Consider the following 21,248-nt stretch of genomic DNA (forward strand, 5'->3'; position numbering starts at 1 on the left):
AATCCAGGTCGTCAGCTACATCGACTACACACCCGTAGCGACCCTAGGGAACATATGTTCGATACTTCGTTGACGGGGCCGGAGGAGCTGGCCGCTGCGGGCACCGACGTGCTGGTCGCGTCGATCGCCGGCTGGGCCAGGGTGGAGGCCGCTGCCGCCGCCCATCGATTGGCCGCCATCGGAGAGTTGGTGGCACGTCGCACCAGCGGTGACGGGTTCGACCGTTCGCGGTGGGCGTGCGACAACTGGGACAGCGCGGCCGCCGAGGTGGCCGCCGCGGAGCACATCAGCCACGGCATGGCGTCGTCGCAGATGTACCTGGCCAGCGCACTGCGAGACAGAATCCCCGCAGTGGCTGCACTGTTCCTGTCCGGCCGGATCAGCGCCCGGCTGGCGTCGACGATCGCATGGCACACCACCTTGATCACCGACCCGGGCGTCCTGACGCTCGTCGATGCCGACCTGGCCGAGGTGGCCACCTCGCTTGGACCGCTCTCGTCCGCCAAAGCCGCAGCTGCCATCGACGCGCTGATCGAACGGCATGACCCGGCGGCGGTACGTCGGGCGCGAGACCGGGCTCGGGGCCGGGAGGTGGTCGTCGACACCAACCACACCGAGGACGGGACCACGGCGGTGTGGGGCCGCTTGTTCGCGGTGGACGCGGCCGCCCTGGACCAGCGGTTGATGCAGCTGGCCCACGGTGTCTGCGACGACGACCCCCGCACCCTGGCCCAGCGTCGCGCCGATGCGCTCGGCGCCCTGGCCGCCGGGGCTCAGTCGCTGGCCTGCGGCTGCGGCAACCGCGATTGCCCCGCCGCCGGAGAAGCCGACCCCCGAGCGAAGGGCGTCGTCGTCTACGTCGTCGCCGAGCCGGCCGCCCTCGATGCCACCCCCGACGGCCAGTTGTCCGGTGAAGCCATCGGCGGGCCGCAGCGGCCCGCTCACGCACGCCCGTCACCGTCGGGACGCATCATCGGCGGCGGGAAAGTGCCGCCGGGCCTCCTGGCCGAGCTCATTACCGGCGGGGCCGCCGTCAGGCCGCTGTCGCAACCCACGGACCTGACAGCTGAGTCGGGTTACCGGCCCTCGGCGGCGCTGGCGGCTTTCGTTCGTGCCCGCGACATCACGTGCCGCTTCCCGGGCTGTGATCGTCCGGCCACCGTGTGCGACATCGACCACGCCGTCCCCTTCCCCTGGGGGCCGACTCACCCATCCAACTTGCGCTGTCTGTGCCGAAAGCACCACTTGCTCAAGACCTTTTGGACCGGCCGAGGTGGCTGGAGCGACAGCCAACACCCTAACGGCGTCATCGAATGGACCGCACCCACCGGCCACACCTACACCACGCAGCCCGGCAGCCGACTGTTGTTTCCCAGCCTGTGCCTGCCCACCGCCGCGCTACCGGCCACCATCGCGGTAGCGGCACCGGATCACGGGCGTGACGTCATGATGCCCACCCGCCGGAGCACCCGGGCCCAAGACCGGCTCCGGTGCATCGCGGCCGAGCGCGCCGACAACGTGGCCCGGCGCGAGAGACCCCCGCCGTAATGCGACGTTGAAGCCTACACCCCCAGCGGTGACTCGACCCGGATCTTCTCGTCACGGATCAGCCCGCGCAGCAGGGCGGTGCTGAACTCCGCGGCGATCTCCTTGGCACTGCGCCGGCCGCTGGGCCGCAACCACCGATACGCACCCAGGGTCATGCCGATGTAGCCCAATGCCAGCACGTGCGAGTCGCACGGGTAGAACTCGCCGCTGGCTATGCCGCGGTCGATCAGGCCGTGCACGTGCTCGTAGACCTGGGCTTCCTTCTCCCGGACCTCGACGACCTGCTCTTCGGTGAACCACTCGGTGATGTAAGGCTGCTCCTGGAAATAGACCGCGGCACCTTCGGGATTCACCGCGATCTGGTCGAGCAGACGCACCGTGTACTGGTACAACGCCTCCCGCGCGGTCCACGACGGGTCATCGTGCACGGCCGCCAACGTCCGTTCTGCGGCCTGCTGGTAGATGTCATAGAGGATCAGCGACTTGCTGGCGTAGTAGTGGTAGACCGTCGCCTTGTTCAGCCCCACGACGTCGGCCACATCGTCCATCCGGGTGCCGTGGTAGCCGCGGGCGGCGAACAGCTTGGTTGCGACCGCGAGTAATTCCTCGCGGCGAGACGGGGCCTGGGCAGATCCCGACGGCGTAGCCTTGCCGTTTGCCATGTGCACTCACTCTTCGGCCAGGCCGGGTGTTCTCGGCCGTATCAATCAACTGGTTGGAAGGATTCTAGGCAGTCCGCTGTTGGGACGTTGACGGGCCGACTAAACTGGCGGAATCCAAGCTAAGGGGTTGACGACATGGGTCCTGGTTACGGTTACGATCCGAATCCGGATTACGAGCTGAGCGATGAGGCCGAGTTCTTCTTCAAGTATCTGACTTGGGGCATTCGTGGCGTCGAAAGCGGCGGCGGCTACCCCCCGCAGAATTACCCCCCGGTGTAAACCGGCTCCCGTGAACCTGACTGACGGCCCCTGATCCCGCCCGGATCGGGGGCCGTCGCTCGTCTGATGAGCGGCGCCATCAGCATGGTGTCCTATCGTGGCCGGGTGACCTCCCAGCCGACTCTGCCCGGGGCGTGGAACTTTCGCGACGTCTCCGAGACCACCGGGGCGCTGCGCCCCGGCCGCCTGTTCCGCTCCAGCGAGTTGAGTCGCCTCGAGGACGGCGGCCGCGAGGAACTGGTGCGGCTCGGCGTGTCCGACGTGGCCGACCTGCGATCACCGCGCGAGGTCACCCGCCGCGGTCCGGGTCTGGTGCCCACCGGCGTCGGCATTCACCTGCTGCCGTTCCCGGATCTGGCCGGCGATCAGTCCCCCGACAGCTCGGCGCCGCACGAGGACGCGTTCCGCAACATGATGGCCGAGAAGCCCGAAGATGATTCCGCCGCCGACGTCGCCGCCCGCTACATGCTGGAGGAATACGAACGCTTCCCCACGCTGGCCGGCTCGCGCCGGGCAGTGCAACGGGTGGTGTCGCTGCTGGCGTCCGGGCGGCCGGTGCTGGCCCACTGCTTCGCCGGCAAGGACCGCACCGGATTCGTCGTGGCGGTGGTGCTGCGGGCGGCCGGGGTGGACCGAGACGCCGTGGTCGCCGACTACCTGCACAGCAACACCGCGGTGCCGGTACTGCGGGATCGCATCATGGAGATGATCCGCGAGCGCCCCGAGACCGAGATCACGCCCGAAGTGCTGACGTTCACCGAGGCACGGCTCTCGGACGAGGTGCTCGGCGTACGCGCCGACTACCTGGATGCCGCCGAACGCTCGATCGAGACGAACTTCGGGTCGTTCGACGGCTTCCTGCAGGCCGCCGGAGTCACCGACGCCGACCGAGACGGGCTGCGCAGCGCGCTGCGCGGCTGAGGGGCTCGGTCGGCGCCGGTGCGCTGCGATTAGAGCGAGAAGTTGGCTGCCTTGGCCGCCGACAGGTCGGCGATCGTCGACCACTGCGCCGCGACGTCATCGACCGACGGCGGGTTCTCGAAGAGGGCTCCGGTGTTCTCGAACAGCGCCGCGCGCTGCACCTTGCCACCACCGGCGATGAACACCGAGCCGGTCTCGGCGAGCTCTTCGGTGCACAGGTAGGCCACCACCGGCGCGACGTACTCGGGCTTGAGCTTGGCCAGCACCTCCGGCGGCAGGATGTCCTCGGTCATCCGGGTGGCCGCGATGGGGGCGATCGCGTTGGCCTTGATGTTGTACTTGGCGCCCTCGATGGCGAGCGTGTTGATCATGCCGACCAGCCCGAGCTTGGCGGCGCCGTAGTTGGCCTGCCCGAAATTGCCGAACAGGCCACTGGTGGAGGTGGCGACCACGACACGACCGAAGCCCTGCTCACGGAAGTGCGGCCACGCTGCCCGGACCACGTTGTACCCGCCGTAGAGGTGCACCTGCAGTACGGCGTCCCAGTTCTCCGACGTCATCTTGTGGAAGGTGCCATCACGCAGGATGCCGGCATTGCTGACGACGCCGTCGATCTTGCCGAACTCATCCACCGCGGTCTTGATGATGTTTGCCGCGCCCTCGGCGTCGGCGACACTGTCGTAGTTGGCGACGGCCCGACCGCCGGCCTCTTTGATCTCCGAGACCACCTGGTCGGCCATGTTGTGCCCGGCACCGGTGCCGTCGCGGGCACCACCGAGGTCGTTGACCACCACACAGGCGCCCTCGCGGGCCAGGGTCAGCGCGTATTCACGGCCCAACCCGCCACCGGCTCCGGTGACGACGACTACACGATCCTGCACTCCGGACATCAGTTTCCTTCCTCGATTTCGATCGCCACGCTAGAACAGCCTGGAACAAGCGGCACGCCACTTCCAGGCTTTCTCTGTATACGGGGAATGAATCGGGGCCGCTATGCCGGGTCGGCTGTGCGGCTCAGGTGCGAACTGCGGTGACGAACTCGGAGAAGGCGTCCTCGTCGTCGGTCATCGTGACGCCCGTCCAGCGGTCCAGTCGGCGCATCTCGGCGGTGGAGGGCTGGGCGCTGGCCCGCCAGCCATGCTCGTCGAGCCACGCGCCGACCGAGGCACGGTCTTCGTCGCGATACATCAAGTCCTCAATGTCGACCGTCTGCGTCAGACCGATGGTCTCGGCGATCTTCTTGAATCGCTCCGACATCTGCTCACGACGCTCATCGGAGCGGTGGTTGCCCGCGGTCTCCGCCGCGATCCGGCTTCCCGGCGCGCTGAGTTCGGTGATCTGTTCGAACAGCCGGTCCTGGCCCTCGGCCGGCAGGTACATCAGCAGTCCCTCGGCCAGCCATGCCGTCGGAGCGGCAGCGTCGAAGCCGGCGGCGGCCAGGGCGGCCGGCCAGTCCTGGCGCAGGTCGATGGCCACGGCGCGCCGCACCGCGGCCGGCGTCACGCCGTGGGCCGCGAGCGTCTGTTCCTTGTAGTCCAAGACTTTCGGTTGGTCGATCTCGTAGACGACGGTTCCGGCCGGCCAGTCCAGTCGGTAGGCCCGCGAGTCCAGTCCGGAGGCCAGGATCACCACCTGCCGGATACCGGATTCGACGGCCTCGGCGAAGTAGGCGTCGAAGAAGTGGGTGCGAACGGCTTGGTAGTTGCGCATGTGCTGATAGACGGCGGCGATCTCGGGGTCGATCTCAGCCACCTTGTCGACCAGAGATTCGTCGAGCAGGGCCTCCCACACCCCGGTGCCGGCCCCGGCGACCAGCAGCTTGGCGTAGGGGTCGCGAATCAGCGGGTCGGCGCTCTCCGTCTCCGATGCCCGGGCGGCGGCCACCATGACGGCGGTCGAGCCGACACTGGTGGCGATATCCCAGCTGTCGTCGTGGGTGCGAAGTGCGCTCATGGGCTTCCTTCATCTGCTAGCGGCCGTGGTGGACGCCATAGTACCGATGAAAGTTAGCCGGACTATTAACTCTTGTCGTCGGAGGGCTGTTGCAACTTCCAGAGTTGCTGCGTCAACAGCGCCTGTAGCGAGGCGACCACGCCCGCCGGGTCCGCCTGGCTGCCGCCCAGCGAGATGTAGAACGCGATGCCCCACAACACGGCCAGCAGCATCTCGGCCAGCTCGGGGATATTCGAGGTGGTGACGAGCTCACCGCGCGCGATGGCATCGCCGACCGCCTGGGTCAGAAATGTCCGGGGCAGGCCCTGGATGTCGCCGGCCAGCGCCCGCAAGGCCGGGTCCCGCTGAGCATCGACCACCGCGGTGACCGCGAACGCCGCCGCTGTGCGGTCGTCCTCACCGAGTTGAGCCGCCGACGCGATCAACGAAGACAGCTGAGCGATCAGGGTCGGCTCGGCGCGCGCCTGTTCGGCTGCACGTTCGAACATAGCCGCAGCCTGGGCAAGAACCGCCTGATAAAGCAGTTGCTTGTTGGGGAAATAGTGGTTGATCGCCGGGCGCGTCAGCTGCGCCCGTTCGGCCACCGCTTGGAACGTTGTTGCGTGGTAGCCGAATTCGCCGAAGAGTCCCCTGGCGGCAGTGACGATTCGCTCGCGCGTCTCATTCGAGCGGGCCCCCCGGGGCCGCCCTACCCTCCGCAGTGCCGCGTTCTGCACCGCTCAAGTGTGGCACCGAAAGCCGATTTCCGCGCCACAACATCACGATCACGAAGATTCACTTAAGAGTAGGCCGTGCTGTACCCTAACGAAGCCCAGCGAACTAAAGTCGACTTATGGGCGCGCTACTCTCTCGTCAGGCGTACTTCGAGACCGGTCTTGAGGTGCTGTCCGAATTGGGCTACGGCGGACTCAAGCTCGCGGAGGTCTGTAATCGGCTCGGCGTGACCACCGGGTCGTTCTACCACTACTTCACCAGCTGGCCGGTTTACACGCGTGACCTGGTGCAACACTGGCTGGAGGAACGCACCGTCCAGCAGGTGGAGTTTGTCCGGGCAATACCCGACCCACGTCAGCGGCTCGACAGCCTGATCCAGATCGGCCTGACGCTGCCGCACAGCGCCGAAGCCGCGATCCGCGCCTGGAGCTCGGCTGATGCGCGGGTACATGCGATGCAGACCGAAGTGGACCAGCAACGCTTCGACATTCTCCGCGAATCGGCTCTGGAGGTACTCGGGGACGAGCGCCAAGCGCAACTGTTCGCTAACTGGGCGATCTATCTGCTGATCGGCTACGAGCAGGCGCTGCTGCCGCGCGACAGCTCGACGTTCGAATGGATCGCCGGCCAACTTCTCGACGCGCTGGACTCCGGCAGGTTTGCCACGGCGTCCTCATCCACGGCCGGCACCCCGCCTACAGCGCGCTGATCCGCTGCACCGGCAAGCGCGCTCCGCGACGTTTGCTGACAGCGAGCCCACTTTCGATCAGCAACCGCACCACTCGGTGCCGGTGGGGCCGCATCGGCTCCATCAGCGTCACCATGTCGGCATCGGTGAACAGCGCATCGAGCGGAAGCCCCCGCAGTGTGCGCCCGATCATCGTCGCCAAGTGGTAGTCCCCGACCGACAACGCGTCGGCGTCACCGAACGCGCGCTGCGCGGTCTCGGCCGCGGTCCACTCCCCCACACCGGGTAACGACATCAGGGCCGCCCTGGCCTCTGCGGGCGGGCGGGCCACCAGCCTTTCCAGCGCCGAGGCCCGCCGCGCGCATCCCACGATGGTGCGGGCCCGCCCTCCGTCAACGTTGGCGAGGTGGAACTTCCAGGACGGAATCGCCTGCCAGGTCTGCGCCGAAGGCGGAACCCGCATGCCTGCCGGCGCTGGACCTGGTGCAGCCGAGCCGAATTCGGTCACCAGCACGCGCCACGCCCGGAAGGCGTCGGCACCCGGCACTCGCTGTTCGAGCACGGCCGGGACGAGCGCCTCGAGCACCCGTCCGGTGCGCCCCAACCGCAGGTGCGGCACCCGCCGGTGTGCGGCGGCCACTGTCGGATCGGTCGGGACGAAGTCGGTCGCCACGTCGTGGGCGCCGAGCAGACCTGGCGCGGCGTCAAGGAACTCTTCGGCTCCGGCGCCCCAGGCCTCGCAGCCGACTGCCTCGGTCGCGCTCCGGCTGATGCGGGCCGTCACCGGCCCGCTGGGCATCAAACTGGTCCGCCAGAAGGCACCGTCGTGGACCTGCAGACAAGGATCGCCCGGCCCGCGGCGCAGCGGAGCCAGGGCCAGCGCAGGACTGGCCGGCCCGGCAAAAGTGACCGTTCGGCGGAGCGAAGTACTGATGGCGCAATCATAAGGATCCGTTGTCCGCGTTGACCGGTCCGCGTCGTCAGGCCACGATAGTCAAGTGGCTACCCCGTTCGATGATCCGCAGGCTGAGTTGGCATGGATGTTTCTGCAGGGGATCTGCGGCGACGACGAGTTAGACGACATTTTTTCGCTGGTCAGCGACGACTTCACCTGGTGGACCATCTTGACCCGCGAGGCCGTCGACAAGGACACGCTGCGGTTGGAGGTCGAGCAGCGCCGCCGCGGGCTGCGGATCGAGTTGGATCTGGTGCGCTGCATCAACGAGCACGAGACCGTGGTGATCGAAGCGTTGGGTGACTGCGTCACCGCCGACGGTTCGCACTACGACAGTCCCCTGGTGTTCATCGTCGACACCCAAGACGGGCGGATCGTATCGGTGCGTGAGTACACCGACACCCGCTACGCCGGGCCACTGCTGGGGCTCTAGGGGCCCTCAGTCTCCGGCGATGCTGATCTCGGCTTTGTTCGGGTAGAAGGCGATATGCCCGGCGATCGCCGCGACCGCCGGAAACGGCTGCTCATAGGTCCAGATCGCGTCGGGGACTGTCTGGCCGTCCGCAGTGGTCACGCTGTAGTAGGTGGCGTCGCCCTTGAACGGGCAGTAGCTGGTGGTGGCCGTCCTGCTCAATACGCCTTGACGCACGTCGGCCAGCGGAATGTACTGCACTGCAGGATGATTCGCCTCCTGCAGAGTCAATGCGGCAGCGCTGTCCGCCACCACCTCGCCGCCGACTCGGACGGTGACCTGTCGGCCGGTCGGGGTCACGGTGATCGGGTAATCCGCGCTGGGGGTATGGATTGGCCGTCCATCAGAAGATCCGTGTGTCATCCGGGGGTACCTCGCTTCTTGGCGTCACGCAGTTTCACCCAGAAACGCGCGGCCTCCCGGATCGATTCCTCGACCGGCCGGGGCTGCCAGCCGAGCTCGCGCACCGCCTTGCTGTGGTCCACCGGAGCTTCGGCGCGCATCATCCGCACCGACTTCAGGCTCAGTTCCGCATCCTTACCGGTCAGACGGGCCCGGAGGCTGCCCAACGCACCGAGGGCATACAGCGCCGGCACCGAAATCGAGCGCGACGGCGCCGGCACCCCGGCCTCATCCGCGGCGATCTTGACGACGTCCTGTAGCTGGATCAGCCGATCGGAGATCAGGTAGCGCTCGCCGTTGCGGCCGTGTTCGGCGGCCAGGATCATCGCGCGGGCTGCGTCGTCGACCCCCACGACCTCCAGCTCGATCCCCTTCATCAGGAAAGGCAGCTTGCCGAAGGCCGCCCCGGCGATGAACGCGCCGTGCGGGGTCCGGCCCCAGTCACCGTCGCCATAGGTGGTGGACACGCACATCGCGACCGCGGGCAAGCCGGATTCGGTGGCGCTGCGCAGCACCAGCTCTTCAGCCTGCACGCGTGAGCGCACGTAGGGGGTCAGCCCACGCGGGTTGATGATGTCGTCCTCGGTGGCCACGTGACCGCGGCGACGGCCGACCGTGGCGTAGCTGCTGGTGAACACGAACCTGCGCAGGCCGGCTTTCTTGGCGACCTCCAGGACGTTGCGGGTTCCCTCGACGTTGGTGCGAAACAGCGGGCTCGGGTCCTGGAGCCACGCCCGGGTGTCCACGACGCAGTAGTAGACGTCGTCGCAGCCGGCCATCGCCTCGGCGAGGGTGGCGGAGTCGAAGATGTCGCCGTGGAATCGGGTGACGTCGAGATGGTCAATGGCGGTCGTGTTGGCGCTCGGGCGCACCATCACGCGCACGTCTTCTCCGGCGTCGACCAGCCGGCGGGTCACGTGTGACCCCAAGAACCCGTTGGCGCCGATGACGAGCTTGGGCTTGCCCCTCACGCGTTACCTCCGAACTGCCGCATCCAGGCGGCCGCCTCGTCGTCGAGGGTGCCGAGCTCCTGGGACTTGCGGCACCATTTCATGGTCGCGGTGACGAAGCGCAGGGGGTTGTAGATGTCTTCCTGGCGGGACCACAGGCCGTCACCGGCGTAGGTGACGATCGAGATGTTGGTGGCGCTGATGATGGTGCCGTCGCCGGGGTCGCGCATCGGATTGTCCAGCTCGCAGATGATGCGCCCGCGCTCCTCATCGATGACGGTCCACAGCGCCGGGAACTCCGTCATGTAGCTGCCGGGGAAGGTCGACATGGTCTTTCGAATCCAGCTGCGGACCTCGTCGCGGCCGTGCATGGTGCCCATCGCGTGCTCGATGTATTCGACGTCGGGGGTGTAATGGGCGACCCAGGCATCCCAGTCCTTGGTCTCGGCGGCATGGGCGACGGTCTGCTCGAACACGTCGAATGCCGCGGCGAGTTCTGCGCGGCTGAACTGCGGATTCGTCATGCGAAGAACTAGAACACGTTCTAGCCATGTTGTCGAGGGAACTCCACCGAAATCGAATCTGGGTTTATATTCACCAACAGTGCTACGGTGACGCCGTCGGCCCACCGCGGGCCATGAGGAGGTTCGGCAGCCCGTGACGTCACCCAAGCCCACCGTCGGCCTGCACCACGCGGCCTACGCCTGCGCGGACCTTGAGGCCACGAACCACTTCTATGAGGACCTGCTGGGCCTCCCGCTGGTGCACACCGAAGTCGAACATCTGCAAGAGGGCTTCTTCCGGCACGTGTTCTACGACCTGGGCGACGGCTCCTGCATCGCGTTCTTCGACCTGCACGGCGTCGGAGAGAAGCCCGACTGGTCCAGCTCGCTGTCCCGCCCGAACGGGCTGCCGGTGTGGGTGAACCACTTCGCGTTCCGGGCCACCGAGGAGAAGCAGAACGAGGTCCGGGCCCGGATGGAAGCCGCCGGCATCAAGGCGCTCATGGACGTCGACCACGGCTGGTGCCACTCGCTGTACTACCTGGACCCCAACGGCATCATGATCGAGCTGTGCCGCGACACCCCCGGGTTCGAACCCGACCCCGAGCAGGCACACAAGCTGCTCAACAGCACCGAGCGGGCGGCTGATCCCAAGGTGGTCACGTCGAAGACAACCACCACCCAGCTCGGCTGAATCGGGCAGTCATGGGCGTCGATTCCCTGGCGTCGCTGAAGGTCAGCCAGATCGGCCCGGTGGCCCGGGTGCTCATCAGCCACGGCGAGATGAACCTGATGGACGCCGCCATGATGGGCGACCTGTGGCGACTGGTGAAGTGGCTGCGCTCTCCCGCCGGTAGCGATGTGCGGGTGGTGGTTCTGGAAAGCGCCAACCCCGACTTCTTCATCGCCCACGTGGACCTCGCGCTGTTGGCGGCCTCCGTCGACGACACCGAAGGCGCCTGCGGCTCCTTCCAGGATCTGGTCGGCGCATTTCGGGCGCTCGATCAGGTCACCATCGGCGTGGTCGCCGGACGGGTGGCCGGCGGCGGGATGGAGCTGCTGGTCAATCTCGACCTCCGGTTTGCGGTCACCGGCCGCGCGCTGTTCAACCAGATCGAGACCGGGATCGGCGTCATCCCGGCCGGTTCGGGTCCGCAGCACCTGCTCGCTCTGCTGGGGCGGGGCCGGGCGCTGGAGGTCATCCTGGCCCACGACGACCTCGACGCCGCCCTCGCCGAACGCTACGGGCTGGTCAACCGGGCATTGGCGCCCGACGAGATCGGGCCATTCCTCCACCGGCTGGTGGAGCGCATCGCCACGGTGCCGCTGGCCGACATCATCGACGTGAAGGCCACCTTGGCCGCCCCGGACCTGGACACCGGACTGGCGGTGGAGCGCTCCGCATTCGCCCGGATGCTTCGCCGCGGTGCCGCGCTGCCGAAGATGCAGCGCTTCCTGGCCGCCGGCGGCCAGACGCCGGCCGGCGAACTTCGACTGGCCGACTTGGCGGCCGAACTGGACCAGGCGGAGACGTCGTGACCTCCGCGGACGGCGGGTCCGCGGACGGGTCGGCCCCCCGCCCCACCGTCCGGGGCCGCGACACCCAGGCACGGCTGGAGCAGGCGGGCCGTGAGGTGATCGCCCGCAAGGGCTTCTTCAAGACCACGATCACCGACATCACCTCCGCCGCCAGGCGCTCGCCGGCGTCGTTCTACCACTACTTCGAGTCCAAGGAAGACCTCCTGGCATCGTTGGCCGAGGACTTCCGCGCCTCGGCGAAAAGCCGTGCGGTGCAAGCGTTGCACCCGGGCCAAGATCTGCACGAGATCATCGAGGAGTCCGTGCGCGCGCACTGGGACACCTACCGCGAACACCTCGGCGTCATGGTCGGGGTGTTCCAGCTGGCGATGATCAACGACGAATTCGCGCAGCGCTGGCGCGACATGTGCGCCGACGCCATCGACTGGGTGGCGCAGACGGTGCGGATGGCGCAGCGCAAGGGATATGCGCCTGGCGCGGACCCCGAACTGGTGGGGTCGGCGATAGTGGCCATGCTCAACAACTTCACCTATGTCTGGCTGGTGGCAGGCGGCGACGTCGCCGGGCGCGAACTGGACGAAGAAGCGGCGATCAGGACACTGACCGACACGTGGTATCGCGCGGTGACCTGGCGCGAACAGGATTGATGATCAAAGGAGCAATGCAGTGGCAGTAACCCGCGAATTCGTTTCGCTCACTTCGGCATCGGCGGGCGTGAACCCCGCCGGGTATCACCCCGCTCAGGGGCTGTACTGGACCCCGTCCGGCGTCAAGCCGAAGGTGGCCGTGATCGCCAGCCACTACAACGTGGACTTCGCCGAGCACTACCTGGCACCGCTGATCGCCGAACGCGGCTACGGCTTCCTGGGCTGGAACACCCGGTATCGCAGCGGCGAGTCGCTGTTCCTGCTCGAGCACGCGCTGCTGGACATCGCGGCCGGGGTGCAGTGGCTGCGGGAAAAGGCCGGGGTCGAGACCATCGTCCTGCTCGGCAATTCCGGCGGTGGATCGTTGATGGCGGCCTACCAGTCACAGTCGGTGGACCCCCACATCACCACCGTCGGCGGCGGCCCGGTGCCTGACGCGTGCAACGCACTGCCGCCCGGAGATCTGTATGTGTCTACCCAGGCACACGCCGGACGCCCCGAGGTGCTGACCGCGTGGATGGACCCCTCGGTGACCGACGAGACCGACCCGCTGTCCTGCGATTCGTCTCTGGACATGTTCGCCGAGCAGAACACCCCGCCCTACACCCCCGAATTCATCGCCCGCTATCGCCAGGCCCAGCGGGACCGCAATGACCGGATCACCGAGTGGGCACAGGCGGAGTTGAAGCGGCTGAAGGCCGGCGGCACCTACGACCGGTCGTTCTCGGTGCACCGGGTGTGGGCCGACCCGCGCTACCTGGACCCCTCGCTCGACCCGTCGGACCGTCCGCTGAACCTGTGCTATCTGGGCGACCCGCGACGCGCCAACCGCGCGCCCTACAACATCGCCGCGCACTGCACGCTGCGGACGTGGCTGTCGATGTGGAGCCTGCAGACATCGTTCTGCCAGGGCACGCCGCACCTGGGCCGGATCACGTTGCCCTCGCTGGTGATTCAGGGCACCGCAGACACCGGCGTGTTCCCCAGCGACGCCCAGCACATCCATGACTCGCTGGCCAGCACCGACAAGCAGCTCCATTTCATCGCCGGCGACCACTACCTGGAGCAGCCGAGCGACAGTCGCACCGTCTGCGCCGACCTGGTGGCGTCCTGGATCGCCGAACGCACCTGATGGACGCGCTCGACTTCGACTTCCGCGACCCGGCGCTGCACGTCGACCCCCTGGCGTACCAGCGCCGGTTCGCCGACGCCGAGCCGGTGCACCGCAGCAGCCAGGGGCTGTGGGTGCTGACGCGCTACGCCGATGTGCTGGCGATGCTGCGCGACGACAGGGTGAGCACGGACCGGCGCAGTCTGTACCGCAACAAGCTCGAACCGGGCCGCCCGTACCTGACCCACGTGGAGAACAACCTGTTCTACCGCTCCGCCGACGACCACCGCCGGCTTCGGGCGCCGTTGTCTCGGGCTTTCACGCCGCGGGCGCTGGCCTCGTTCGAGGCCGAGGTGGCCGAGCGCGCTCGGTCCTTGGCGGCCGGGCTGGACGAGGGCGGCTTCGACCTGGTGGCAGAGTTCGCCAAGCCGTTGCCGCTGGGGGCAATCGCCACCCTGCTAGGTGTGCCCGACAGCGAACTGGACAATCTGGCGGCGTGGTCCATGGCGCTGATCGCTGCCCTGGAGCCGGCGGCCTCCCGCGAGGTGTTCGTCGCCGCGGACGAGGCCGCGGCCGGGATGAAAGCCCTGCTCGCCGATCTGCTGGAGCTGCGGCGCGCCGACCCGGAGCATGATCTGCTGTCCGTGGTGGCCAGCAGCGGGCTGCCGCTGACCGATGACGAACTGCTGCACAACGCGATCTTCCTGTTGTCGGCCGGCCACGACACCACCACGGCCGTGCTCACGGGGGCGGCCGCGTTGCTGATCGACGAACGCGAGCAACGCGGCCTGCTTGCCGAGTCCCCGCAGGCGGTCGACGAATTGGTCCGGTTCATCAGCCCGGCCCTGATGATCTCCCGGGTGGCCAGCGCCCCGATCGAGATCGGCGACGACGTGATCGAAACGGGTGCCCCGATCCTGTTGGGGCTGGCGGCGGCCAACCGCGACCCGGCGGCGTTTCCCGATCCCGACCGGCTCGACCTGGCCCGTTCGCAGACCGGGCACCTGGGCTTCGGGTTCGGACCGCATGTCTGCCTGGGCGCGCCGCTGGCGCGCATGCAGATTCGGTTGGGTCTGGCCGCCCTGTTCGACCGTTTCCCCGAGTTGACCGCCGCCGCGCCACCCCAGCGCGAACCCAGCGCGGTCTTGACCAGCTACCGCTCGTATCCGGTGGCGGCCGGCGGCTAGCTGCGGATAATCGGGAGCATGACCAACTACCAGAGAGCGATCCTGGCCGGCGGCTGCTTCTGGGGCATGCAGGACCTGATCCGCAAGCAGCCCGGCGTGGTGACCACCCGGGTCGGCTACACCGGCGACCCCCATGTCCCCAACGCCACCTACCGCAATCACGGCACCCATGCCGAGGCCATCGAGATCACCTTCGACCCCGCGGCCACCGACTACCGCAGCCTGCTGGAGTTCTTCTTCGCCATCCACGACCCGACGACCCGGAATCGACAGGGCAACGACGTGGGCACCAGCTACCGCTCGGCGATCTTCTACCTCGATGAGGAGCAGCGCCAGATCGCGCTGGACACCATCGCCGACGTGGACGCATCCAGGCGCTGGCCCGGCAAGGTGGTGACCGAGGTCAGCCCCGCCGGCGACTTCTGGGAGGCCGAGCCCGAGCACCAGGACTACCTGGAGCGGTTCCCCGGCGGCTACACCTGCCACTACATCCGGCCGAACTGGCAGCTGCAGCCGCAGCGCTAGCCGGGGTCACTCCCGGGGGCGCACCGTGATCTGACCACCCTTCTTCGGGGTGAAGGCGATGCCCCGGGAGTGAAACTTCTCGCCCGGGGCGCTGGTGGGTTCGATGGTCAGGCGCTGCAGCACGGTACGCAGCACCACGTCCATTTCCAGGTTGGCGAAAGTCGAGCCCGGGCAGCGCCGAGTCCCCCCGCCGTAGGGCATCCACTCGAAGGCCGACGGGCTGCCGTCGAGGTAACGCTTGGGGTCGAAGTCGTCGGGGTCGTTGAACGCGGCGGGGTTCTGGTGGACCTGGTTGATGGCGACGATCACCGAGTGGCCGCGCGGTATCACCCACTCCCCGATCTGGATGCTGGGGGCGTAGACGTGACGTCCCGAGAAGTCGATCACGGTGCGCACCCGTTGCACCTCGCGAATGGTGGCGCGCCGCAACGTGGCACCGCCGGCGTCCGCCTCGGCGGTCAATTCGTCGAGCAGTCTAGGGAATCGGCTGAGTCGCTCGAAGACCCACGCCATGGTCGACGCCGTGGTCTCATGTCCGGCGGCCAACAGGGTCAGCAACTCGTCGCCGATCTCCTGGCGGGTCATCACGGTGCCGTCCTCGTAGGTGCTGCTCAACAGTAGAGTCAGCACGTCGGAGCGGCTCTCGAAATCCGGGTCGGCACGGACGTCCTCGATCAGCTTGTCCAGGACGATCTCGTACTCGGCGCGCCACGCGGCCAGCCGGCCCCACGGGGTGAGCCGGCCATAGGGACGGATCGGGATCGGTAGGGCCGCCAGCCGGGAGCCGAGTGTCACCCACTTGGGCAGGCCGATCCGCAGCTTGTCCAACTCGGCGCCTTCGGCCCCGAAGATGGCCCGCAGGATCACGTTGATGGTGATCCTGTTCATCGGCCGCAGAGTTTCGAAGGGCTTTCCGATGGGCCAGGTGGCGATCTCCCGCAGGGTCTCCTCGACGATGATCTGCTCGTAGGCGCGGACGCGCTTGCCGTGGAACGGCGGGCTCAGCAGGTTGCGGCGCCGCCGGTGCGCCGCACCGTCGAGCGCGAACACCGACCCCGCCCCGAGAATCCGCGACAGGTTGGGCTGGACGTTGCCGAGATCGTCCGGACTGGTGAGCAAAACCTGCCTGGCCAGTTCCGGGTCGGTGATCAGCACCGTCGGGCCGAACATCGGCACGTCGACGGAGATCGCGGCGCCATATTTGCGGGTCAGGCGTTTGAGCGCCGTGCGCCGCGACAGGATGAACAGCAGTCCGGCGGTCAACTTCGAGGCACGCGGTCCGGGGGGCAGGTTGATCGCCGGCGAGACTGACGCCTCAGCGGTCTCCGTTGCCGTACCGGCAACCGTGTAAGTCATGCGACGCCTCCCGACGTGATCCCGTGGTACCACTGCGTACCAAATGCTTGCGGGTCACGGTACCCTTTAGTACCAACGGGTGGCAATATTTACGCGCAGGGAGGTGCGGAAATGACGATGACTGCCATCGATGTCCCGGCGGCCGAAACCGCCGACCCTTTCCGGCGTCGACTGCTCGACGGCCTGGCCGAATCGATCGCCGAGCGGGGATACCGGGCCAGCACAGTCGCGGAGATCGTGCGCGCCGCCCGCACCTCCAAGCGCACCTTCTACGACCACTTCGCCAGCAAGGAAGAGTGCTACCTGGAGCTGCTGCGCGCCGATAACGAGGCGCTGGCGGTGCGGATTAGGGCGGCGGTGGACCCGGAGGCCGATTGGCAGGTCCAGATCCGCCAGGCGGTACAGGCCTATGTCGCCCAGGTACGGGACCGGGCGGCCATCACGCTGAGCTGGATTCGCGACATGCCCTCGCTCGGCGAGATCGCCCGTCCGGCGCAGCGGCGCGGGCTGCAACGCATGACCGACCTCTTGGTCGAACTCAGTGGAAGTCCGGGCTTTCGCCGGGCGGACCTGCCGGCCCTGAGCCCAGCCCTCGCGGTGATCCTGTTGGGAGGTCTGCGGGAGCTCACGGCGCTGGCCTTCGAGGACGGTGCCGATATCGGCGTCATCACCGAGCCGGCCATCGACGCCTCCAACGCCCTGCTGGGTCCTCGCGTCTGACTCAGTTCCAGGGCAGGGCCAGCTTGCAGATCTTGCGAACCACGGTGCCGAACTGCTTGAGCAGCGGGCCGGTGTTGTAGGGCACGCCATAGCGTTCGCAGATCTCGCGGACCTGCGGCGCGATCTCGGCGTAGCGGTGCGCGGGCAGGTCGGGGAACAGGTGGTGCTCGACCTGGAACGAGAGGTTCCCGGAGAAGATGTGGAACCACTTGCCGCCGGTGAGGTTCGCCGATCCGAGAATCTGGCGGTAGTACCACATCCCGCGTGTCTCGTTCGCGGTCTCCTCGATGGTGAATTCGCGTGTGCCATCGGGGAAGTGCCCGCAGAAGATGATCGTGTACGCCCAGATGTTGCGCATCAGGTTAGCGGTCATGTTTCCGGCGAACACCAACGGCGCGAACGGTCCGGCCAGTAGTGGGAAGGCGACGTAGTCCTTGAGCGTCTGGCGGCGCACCTTCTGCCAGGTCTCAAGAAGCATCTCCTTCTTGTCGGCGATACCGATCTCACCGGCCCGGATGCGCTCTGTCTCCAGTTCGTGCACCGCGACGCCGTATTGGAACAGCACCATCAGCAAGAATGCGTACAGCGGGTTGCCCAGGTAGTACGGCGTCCAGGGCTGCTTCTCGCTCATCCGCAGGATGCCGTAGCCCACGTCGCGGTCCATCCCGACGATGTTGGTGTGGGTGTGGTGCATGTAGTTGTGCGAATGCCGCCACTGGTCGGAGGGGCAGGCGCTGTCCCACTCGAAGTGCTTGCCGTACAAAGCCGGCTCGCCCATCCAGTCGTACTGGCCGTGCATGACGTTGTGGCCGATCTCCATGTTGTCGAGGATCTTCGACAGCCCCAGCATGACCGTGCCGGCCAGCCAGGCCGGCGGGATGATGCTGAAGAACAGCAGGGCGCGCCCACCGACCTCCAGGGAGCGCTGGGCCTTGATCATCCGATGGATGTAGTCGGCGTCACGCTCGCCGAGGTCTTCGAGAACGCTCTGGCGCAGCGCGTCGAGCTCGGCACCGAAGGCATCGAGGTGCGCGGGCAGGTCCGGGCTTTCCAGAACCCGCGGCAGTTCAGGCGCCTGCGGCGCTTCGCGGGTGAGGACTGGTTGCGACATGGTTGGCTCCTTTGCTTCTACAGATCGATTTCGACGTCGCCGACGGGCACCGACACGCAGATCTGGATGTCTTCGCCCTCGTCGGTGGAGACCGCTCCGGTGATCAGGTTGCGCACCGTGCCAACGGTTTTGCGGCAGGTGCAGCTGTGGCAGATACCCATCCGGCATCCGCTGGCCGGTGTCAGGCCGGCTGCTTCAGCCTGCTCCAGCAGTGGGCGGCCGTCATCGACCACCGATACGGTGCTACCGCGGAACGTGACCCGCCCGCCGGACGGGTCAGCCGGCGTAACGAACTCCGGCGGCACGAAACTCTCCGAAATGGCGTCGGGGCGCTGCTCGCGCACCGCGGCCACCAAAGCCGTTGGCCCGCACACGTACACCGCATCGGGGTCCGGCCCCGCCGCCCGCAGGTGCTCCGCACCGAAGTGGCCCTTCAGATCCCCGGCCTCGATGCCGCGGGTGTAGCCGTGCAGCACCTGCACCCGTGGCATGGCGGCGAGCTCGTCGTAGTAGCAGGCCTCCTCGCGGCTACGGGCGTAGTGGATGAAGGTGACCCGGCCCGCATAGCGTTCCGCGTTCAGGGTCCGCAGCATGGACATCACCGGGGTGATGCCGCTGCCGCCGGAGATCAGCAGGATCCGGCGCGGGCGAATCGCCGGCAGTACGAAGTCCCCGGCGGCCTTGTCCAGGCCGACGACCATGCCTGGGCGGGCCTGCCGGTACAGGTACTCCGAGACCAAGCCCCCTTCGTGGAGACCGACGGTGATCTCCAGGAGCCGCTGCCCCTCGGCGTTGGCCGGTGAGTAGCACCGGGTGCGCCGACGGCCATTGATGTCGACGGACAGCTGGATGTGCTGGCCCGCGGTGAAGCCCTGGAAGGCATCGTTGGGTTCGAGCACCAGGGTCACGCTGCGCGGAGTGGTGCGCTGGACTGAGATCACCTGGGCGCGGGCGTCGTTGCGGGTCCACGTCGGTGACACCAGCTCGGTGTAGCGGTCGACCCCGTGGGGGCCGGTGAGCAGATCGACCAGGCTGGAGCCCAGGACCCGCCGCGTCAAAGTTTGAGTGAACATATGTACACAGTGAACACTCGTTCACGATCAGTCAAGGCCCTTTTGCCGGTTGTGTTACGCTTCACAACAGTGAACAGTCGTACGCCGAACTCACGGTCCGAGCGCGCGCGGCCACCCCGGCCAGAACGCCCTTCCCGTGCCTCCCGTCCCGAGCGCTCGCCCCGCCCCGAACGGCCCGAGCGCGTTTCGCGTGAGGATCGCAAGGAAGCCACCCGGCGCGCCATCATCAACGCGGCGCTCACCCTGCTCGACGAACGCAGCTTCAGCGCACTGAGCCTCCGCGAGGTGACCCGGGCCGCGCACATCGTTCCGGCCGCGTTCTACCGGCACTTCGAGTCGATGGACGCCCTGGGCCTGGTTCTCATCGATGAATCGTTTCGGGCCCTGCGCGAGACCCTGCGCGACGCCCGCACCGGCGGGGTGGACCCCAGCCGGATCATCGAGTCCTCGGTCGAAGTCCTGGTCGACAGCGTGGCATCCCGCCACGAGTACTGGCGCTTCATCAACCGAGAGCGCTTCAGCGGAATGACCGTGCTGCGGTATGCGATTCGCACCGAGATTCGGCTGATCACCTCCGAGCTGGCCACCGACTTGGCGCGGCTGCCCGGGTTGGACGGCTGGAGCGCAGAAGATCTCAATATTCTGGCGGGCCTGTTCGTCAACGCGATGATCGTGACCGCGGAGGCCATCGACGAAGCCCCCGATGCCGAAGCCCTTGCCGAGATCAAACAGGTTGCCGTCAAACAGCTCCGGATGATCGCCCTGGCCACCGGCGGCTGGCGCAGCAAGCCCTGACCGGTGTGCCCGGCCGCGCGTAACACCTCGGGAAAGTGGGCCGACGTCACCGGCCCGGGAATCACCGAACGCTGGGGGGTGAGGTGCGCCGACCTGGGCGCTTCAGTGCTGGCGCCCAACGGTTCCCTGGTGTCGGTGTTCGGCGACACCTTCTCCGGTGAGTTTGTCGGCCAAGGGGATTGGCGTTCACCGGTGATTCTCATCGGCACCGGAGACGCCGCCCACCGGGTGCGCTACCAGCGAGCCGGCGGCCCCGATCCGAACTACGCCCGCCAGCTGTGGCACTACCGGCACCGCGAACCCGCCTCGCGGTGGGACCGCGCCGCGATCAGCACGGTGATTCCCTCCGATCTGCTGCGGGTGGACCAGGCGCTCTACCTGCACGCGATCGTCAACCGCGGCTTCGGCAACGTGGCCTGGACCGAGATCTGGCGATCGGCCGACAATGGTGTGTCCTGGCAGCACCTCGGGGCGCGGTTCCCGGCCCGGTCGCATCGGGGGCACGCCCAATGCTGGTCGTGGGATTTCGACCCCGACGACGGCTGGGTGTATGTGGTCTCGACCGCATTCCGGCGCGACAGGGGCGTGATCCTGCGGCGGGTGCGCCCCGAGCACCTGGGCGACCCGGGCCGCTACTCGGGCTGGGGTTACCGGGACGGTCACCGCGCCTGGGGCCACACCCCGGCCCCGATCACCCCGCCCGGCGAGACGTGGGGCGAACTGTCACTGCGCCGGCTGGCCCCGCGGACCTGGGTCCTGGGCGGATTCGTCTCGTCGCGCTACGCCCTGGGCTACCGCGTACTGGACTCCCCCACCGCCGCGCTGGCGCGTGTACCGCTGCAGCTTCCGCTGCTTGGCTGCGCCTGGGCGGACGAGGACCACGCCTGCGGCCGCGTCGCCCAGCTCTATGGCGGTTACGTCCTGCCCGGCTCCCGGGTGGATCACCCCTGCGGAGTGGGACTGATGGTGTCGCAGTGGAACACCGCGGCGGGCTGGCCGTATCGGGTGATGCAGTTCCGCACGACCCTGGTCAGCCACCCCACACCCGGATAACTCCATCGCAACCAGATACTGCGAGAAAGCTGAGGAATTCCTGGGTAACTGCTAGCATCGCCGCCAACCGGTTCACCCGACTTC

Annotated in this window: 25 protein-coding genes; 14 read left to right on the forward strand and 11 right to left on the reverse strand. The window is 67.6% G+C overall.

Features of this window, described 5'->3' with window-relative positions; translation table 11 throughout:
* Positions 1–54: 54 nt before the first annotated feature.
* Complete coding sequence (locus BST15_RS16355; RefSeq protein ID WP_083071055.1) at positions 55–1,548, forward strand: HNH endonuclease signature motif containing protein; 1,494 nt, start codon at positions 55–57, stop codon at positions 1,546–1,548.
* A 14-nt stretch (positions 1,549–1,562) separates the two neighbouring features.
* Here the strand turns inward: BST15_RS16355 and BST15_RS16360 are convergent, their stop codons facing one another.
* Positions 1,563–2,210 (reverse strand): TetR/AcrR family transcriptional regulator, encoded by a 648-nt coding sequence (locus BST15_RS16360; RefSeq protein WP_046189329.1) that lies wholly within the window; start codon positions 2,208–2,210, stop codon positions 1,563–1,565.
* A 135-nt stretch (positions 2,211–2,345) separates the two neighbouring features.
* Between BST15_RS16360 and BST15_RS21500 the strand changes: the two genes are divergently transcribed.
* Positions 2,346–2,489, forward strand: coding sequence for a hypothetical protein (locus tag BST15_RS21500; protein ID WP_105295430.1), 144 nt, complete (start codon positions 2,346–2,348; stop codon positions 2,487–2,489).
* A gap of 84 nt (positions 2,490–2,573) precedes the next feature.
* Positions 2,574–3,410, forward strand: a complete 837-nt coding sequence (locus tag BST15_RS16365; RefSeq protein ID WP_046189330.1) for a tyrosine-protein phosphatase — start codon at positions 2,574–2,576, stop codon at positions 3,408–3,410.
* Between the two features lie 29 nt (positions 3,411–3,439).
* Here the strand turns inward: BST15_RS16365 and BST15_RS16370 are convergent, their stop codons facing one another.
* The 3 genes from BST15_RS16370 to BST15_RS16380 all read right to left on the reverse strand — a co-directional run bounded on the left by BST15_RS16370 (position 3,440) and on the right by BST15_RS16380 (position 6,079).
* Positions 3,440–4,300 (reverse strand): SDR family oxidoreductase, encoded by an 861-nt coding sequence (locus BST15_RS16370; protein WP_046189304.1) that lies wholly within the window; start codon positions 4,298–4,300, stop codon positions 3,440–3,442.
* 124 nt (positions 4,301–4,424) lie between these two features.
* Entirely contained in the window at positions 4,425–5,363 is a 939-nt protein-coding gene (locus BST15_RS16375) for a class I SAM-dependent methyltransferase (RefSeq protein WP_046189305.1), read from the reverse strand.
* Between the two features lie 65 nt (positions 5,364–5,428).
* A complete protein-coding gene (locus BST15_RS16380; protein ID WP_046189306.1) occupies positions 5,429–6,079 on the reverse strand; it encodes a TetR/AcrR family transcriptional regulator in 651 nt (216 codons plus the stop codon).
* A gap of 116 nt (positions 6,080–6,195) precedes the next feature.
* Here BST15_RS16380 and BST15_RS16385 point away from each other — a divergent pair, with 116 nt between their 5' ends.
* The gene (locus BST15_RS16385) at positions 6,196–6,786 is read left to right on the forward strand and encodes a TetR/AcrR family transcriptional regulator (protein ID WP_046189307.1); all 591 of its coding nucleotides are present in this window, start codon (positions 6,196–6,198) and stop codon (positions 6,784–6,786) included.
* Here BST15_RS16385 and BST15_RS16390 read toward each other — a convergent pair.
* Positions 6,773–7,699, reverse strand: a complete 927-nt coding sequence (locus tag BST15_RS16390) for a DNA-3-methyladenine glycosylase family protein (RefSeq protein ID WP_046189308.1) — start codon at positions 7,697–7,699, stop codon at positions 6,773–6,775. The genes BST15_RS16385 and BST15_RS16390 overlap by 14 nt on opposite strands.
* A 64-nt stretch (positions 7,700–7,763) precedes the next feature.
* Between BST15_RS16390 and BST15_RS16395 the strand changes: the two genes are divergently transcribed.
* Positions 7,764–8,153, forward strand: a complete 390-nt coding sequence (locus tag BST15_RS16395) for a nuclear transport factor 2 family protein (RefSeq protein WP_046189309.1) — start codon at positions 7,764–7,766, stop codon at positions 8,151–8,153.
* A 6-nt stretch (positions 8,154–8,159) separates the two neighbouring features.
* On the opposite strand, the gene BST15_RS16400 is transcribed toward BST15_RS16395, so the two are convergent.
* Genes BST15_RS16400 through BST15_RS16410 form a run of 3 tightly spaced genes read right to left on the reverse strand, consistent with a single transcriptional unit; the run spans position 8,160 to position 10,068 of the window.
* On the reverse strand, positions 8,160–8,555 hold the full coding sequence (locus BST15_RS16400; RefSeq protein WP_046189310.1) for a DUF427 domain-containing protein: 396 nt from the start codon (positions 8,553–8,555) through the stop codon (positions 8,160–8,162).
* Positions 8,552–9,565, reverse strand: a complete 1,014-nt coding sequence (locus BST15_RS16405) for an NAD-dependent epimerase/dehydratase family protein (RefSeq protein WP_046189311.1) — start codon at positions 9,563–9,565, stop codon at positions 8,552–8,554. The genes BST15_RS16400 and BST15_RS16405 overlap by 4 nt, the downstream gene beginning before the upstream one ends.
* Positions 9,562–10,068, reverse strand: a complete 507-nt coding sequence (locus BST15_RS16410; protein ID WP_046189312.1) for a nuclear transport factor 2 family protein — start codon at positions 10,066–10,068, stop codon at positions 9,562–9,564. The genes BST15_RS16405 and BST15_RS16410 overlap by 4 nt, the downstream gene beginning before the upstream one ends.
* 133 nt (positions 10,069–10,201) lie before the next feature.
* Here BST15_RS16410 and BST15_RS16415 point away from each other — a divergent pair, with 133 nt between their 5' ends.
* The 6 genes from BST15_RS16415 to msrA are packed head-to-tail and all read left to right on the forward strand — an operon-like array spanning position 10,202 to position 15,056.
* A complete protein-coding gene (locus tag BST15_RS16415; RefSeq protein WP_052751455.1) occupies positions 10,202–10,741 on the forward strand; it encodes a VOC family protein in 540 nt (179 codons plus the stop codon).
* Between the two features lie 11 nt (positions 10,742–10,752).
* Complete coding sequence (locus BST15_RS16420; RefSeq protein ID WP_046189313.1) at positions 10,753–11,586, forward strand: enoyl-CoA hydratase/isomerase family protein; 834 nt, start codon at positions 10,753–10,755, stop codon at positions 11,584–11,586.
* The gene (locus BST15_RS16425; protein WP_083071056.1) at positions 11,583–12,233 is read left to right on the forward strand and encodes a TetR/AcrR family transcriptional regulator; all 651 of its coding nucleotides are present in this window, start codon (positions 11,583–11,585) and stop codon (positions 12,231–12,233) included. Before BST15_RS16420 ends, BST15_RS16425 begins: the two co-directional genes overlap by 4 nt.
* Before the next feature lie 19 nt (positions 12,234–12,252).
* Complete coding sequence (locus BST15_RS16430; RefSeq protein ID WP_046189315.1) at positions 12,253–13,365, forward strand: alpha/beta hydrolase; 1,113 nt, start codon at positions 12,253–12,255, stop codon at positions 13,363–13,365.
* Entirely contained in the window at positions 13,365–14,531 is a 1,167-nt protein-coding gene (locus BST15_RS16435) for a cytochrome P450 (RefSeq protein WP_052751456.1), read from the forward strand. Before BST15_RS16430 ends, BST15_RS16435 begins: the two co-directional genes overlap by 1 nt.
* Before the next feature lie 18 nt (positions 14,532–14,549).
* On the forward strand, positions 14,550–15,056 hold the full coding sequence (msrA, locus tag BST15_RS16440) for a peptide-methionine (S)-S-oxide reductase MsrA (protein WP_046189316.1): 507 nt from the start codon (positions 14,550–14,552) through the stop codon (positions 15,054–15,056).
* A 6-nt stretch (positions 15,057–15,062) separates the two neighbouring features.
* Here msrA and BST15_RS16445 read toward each other — a convergent pair whose 3' ends face one another.
* On the reverse strand, positions 15,063–16,412 hold the full coding sequence (locus BST15_RS16445; protein WP_046189317.1) for a cytochrome P450: 1,350 nt from the start codon (positions 16,410–16,412) through the stop codon (positions 15,063–15,065).
* Positions 16,413–16,529: 117 nt separating this feature from the next.
* Here BST15_RS16445 and BST15_RS16450 point away from each other — a divergent pair, with 117 nt between their 5' ends.
* Positions 16,530–17,132: a TetR/AcrR family transcriptional regulator gene (locus tag BST15_RS16450; RefSeq protein ID WP_046189333.1), complete on the forward strand. Its 603-nt coding sequence runs from the start codon at positions 16,530–16,532 to the stop codon at positions 17,130–17,132.
* Position 17,133: 1 nt separating this feature from the next.
* Here the strand turns inward: BST15_RS16450 and BST15_RS16455 are convergent, their stop codons facing one another.
* Together BST15_RS16455 and BST15_RS16460 are read right to left on the reverse strand one after the other, a co-directional pair.
* Positions 17,134–18,243: a fatty acid desaturase family protein gene (locus BST15_RS16455; RefSeq protein ID WP_234708302.1), complete on the reverse strand. Its 1,110-nt coding sequence runs from the start codon at positions 18,241–18,243 to the stop codon at positions 17,134–17,136.
* 17 nt (positions 18,244–18,260) lie between these two features.
* Complete coding sequence (locus BST15_RS16460) at positions 18,261–19,316, reverse strand: ferredoxin reductase (RefSeq protein ID WP_046189318.1); 1,056 nt, start codon at positions 19,314–19,316, stop codon at positions 18,261–18,263.
* Positions 19,317–19,385: 69 nt separating this feature from the next.
* Here BST15_RS16460 and BST15_RS16465 point away from each other — a divergent pair, with 69 nt between their 5' ends.
* Together BST15_RS16465 and BST15_RS16470 are read left to right on the forward strand one after the other, a co-directional pair.
* Positions 19,386–20,111: a TetR family transcriptional regulator gene (locus BST15_RS16465; RefSeq protein WP_046189319.1), complete on the forward strand. Its 726-nt coding sequence runs from the start codon at positions 19,386–19,388 to the stop codon at positions 20,109–20,111.
* A 3-nt stretch (positions 20,112–20,114) separates the two neighbouring features.
* On the forward strand, positions 20,115–21,164 hold the full coding sequence (locus BST15_RS16470) for a DUF4185 domain-containing protein (protein ID WP_046189320.1): 1,050 nt from the start codon (positions 20,115–20,117) through the stop codon (positions 21,162–21,164).
* Positions 21,165–21,248: the final 84 nt, after the last annotated feature.

The sequence above is a fragment of the Mycolicibacter arupensis genome (assembly GCF_002086515.1).
Taxonomy (GTDB): Bacteria; Actinomycetota; Actinomycetes; order Mycobacteriales; family Mycobacteriaceae; genus Mycobacterium; species Mycobacterium arupense.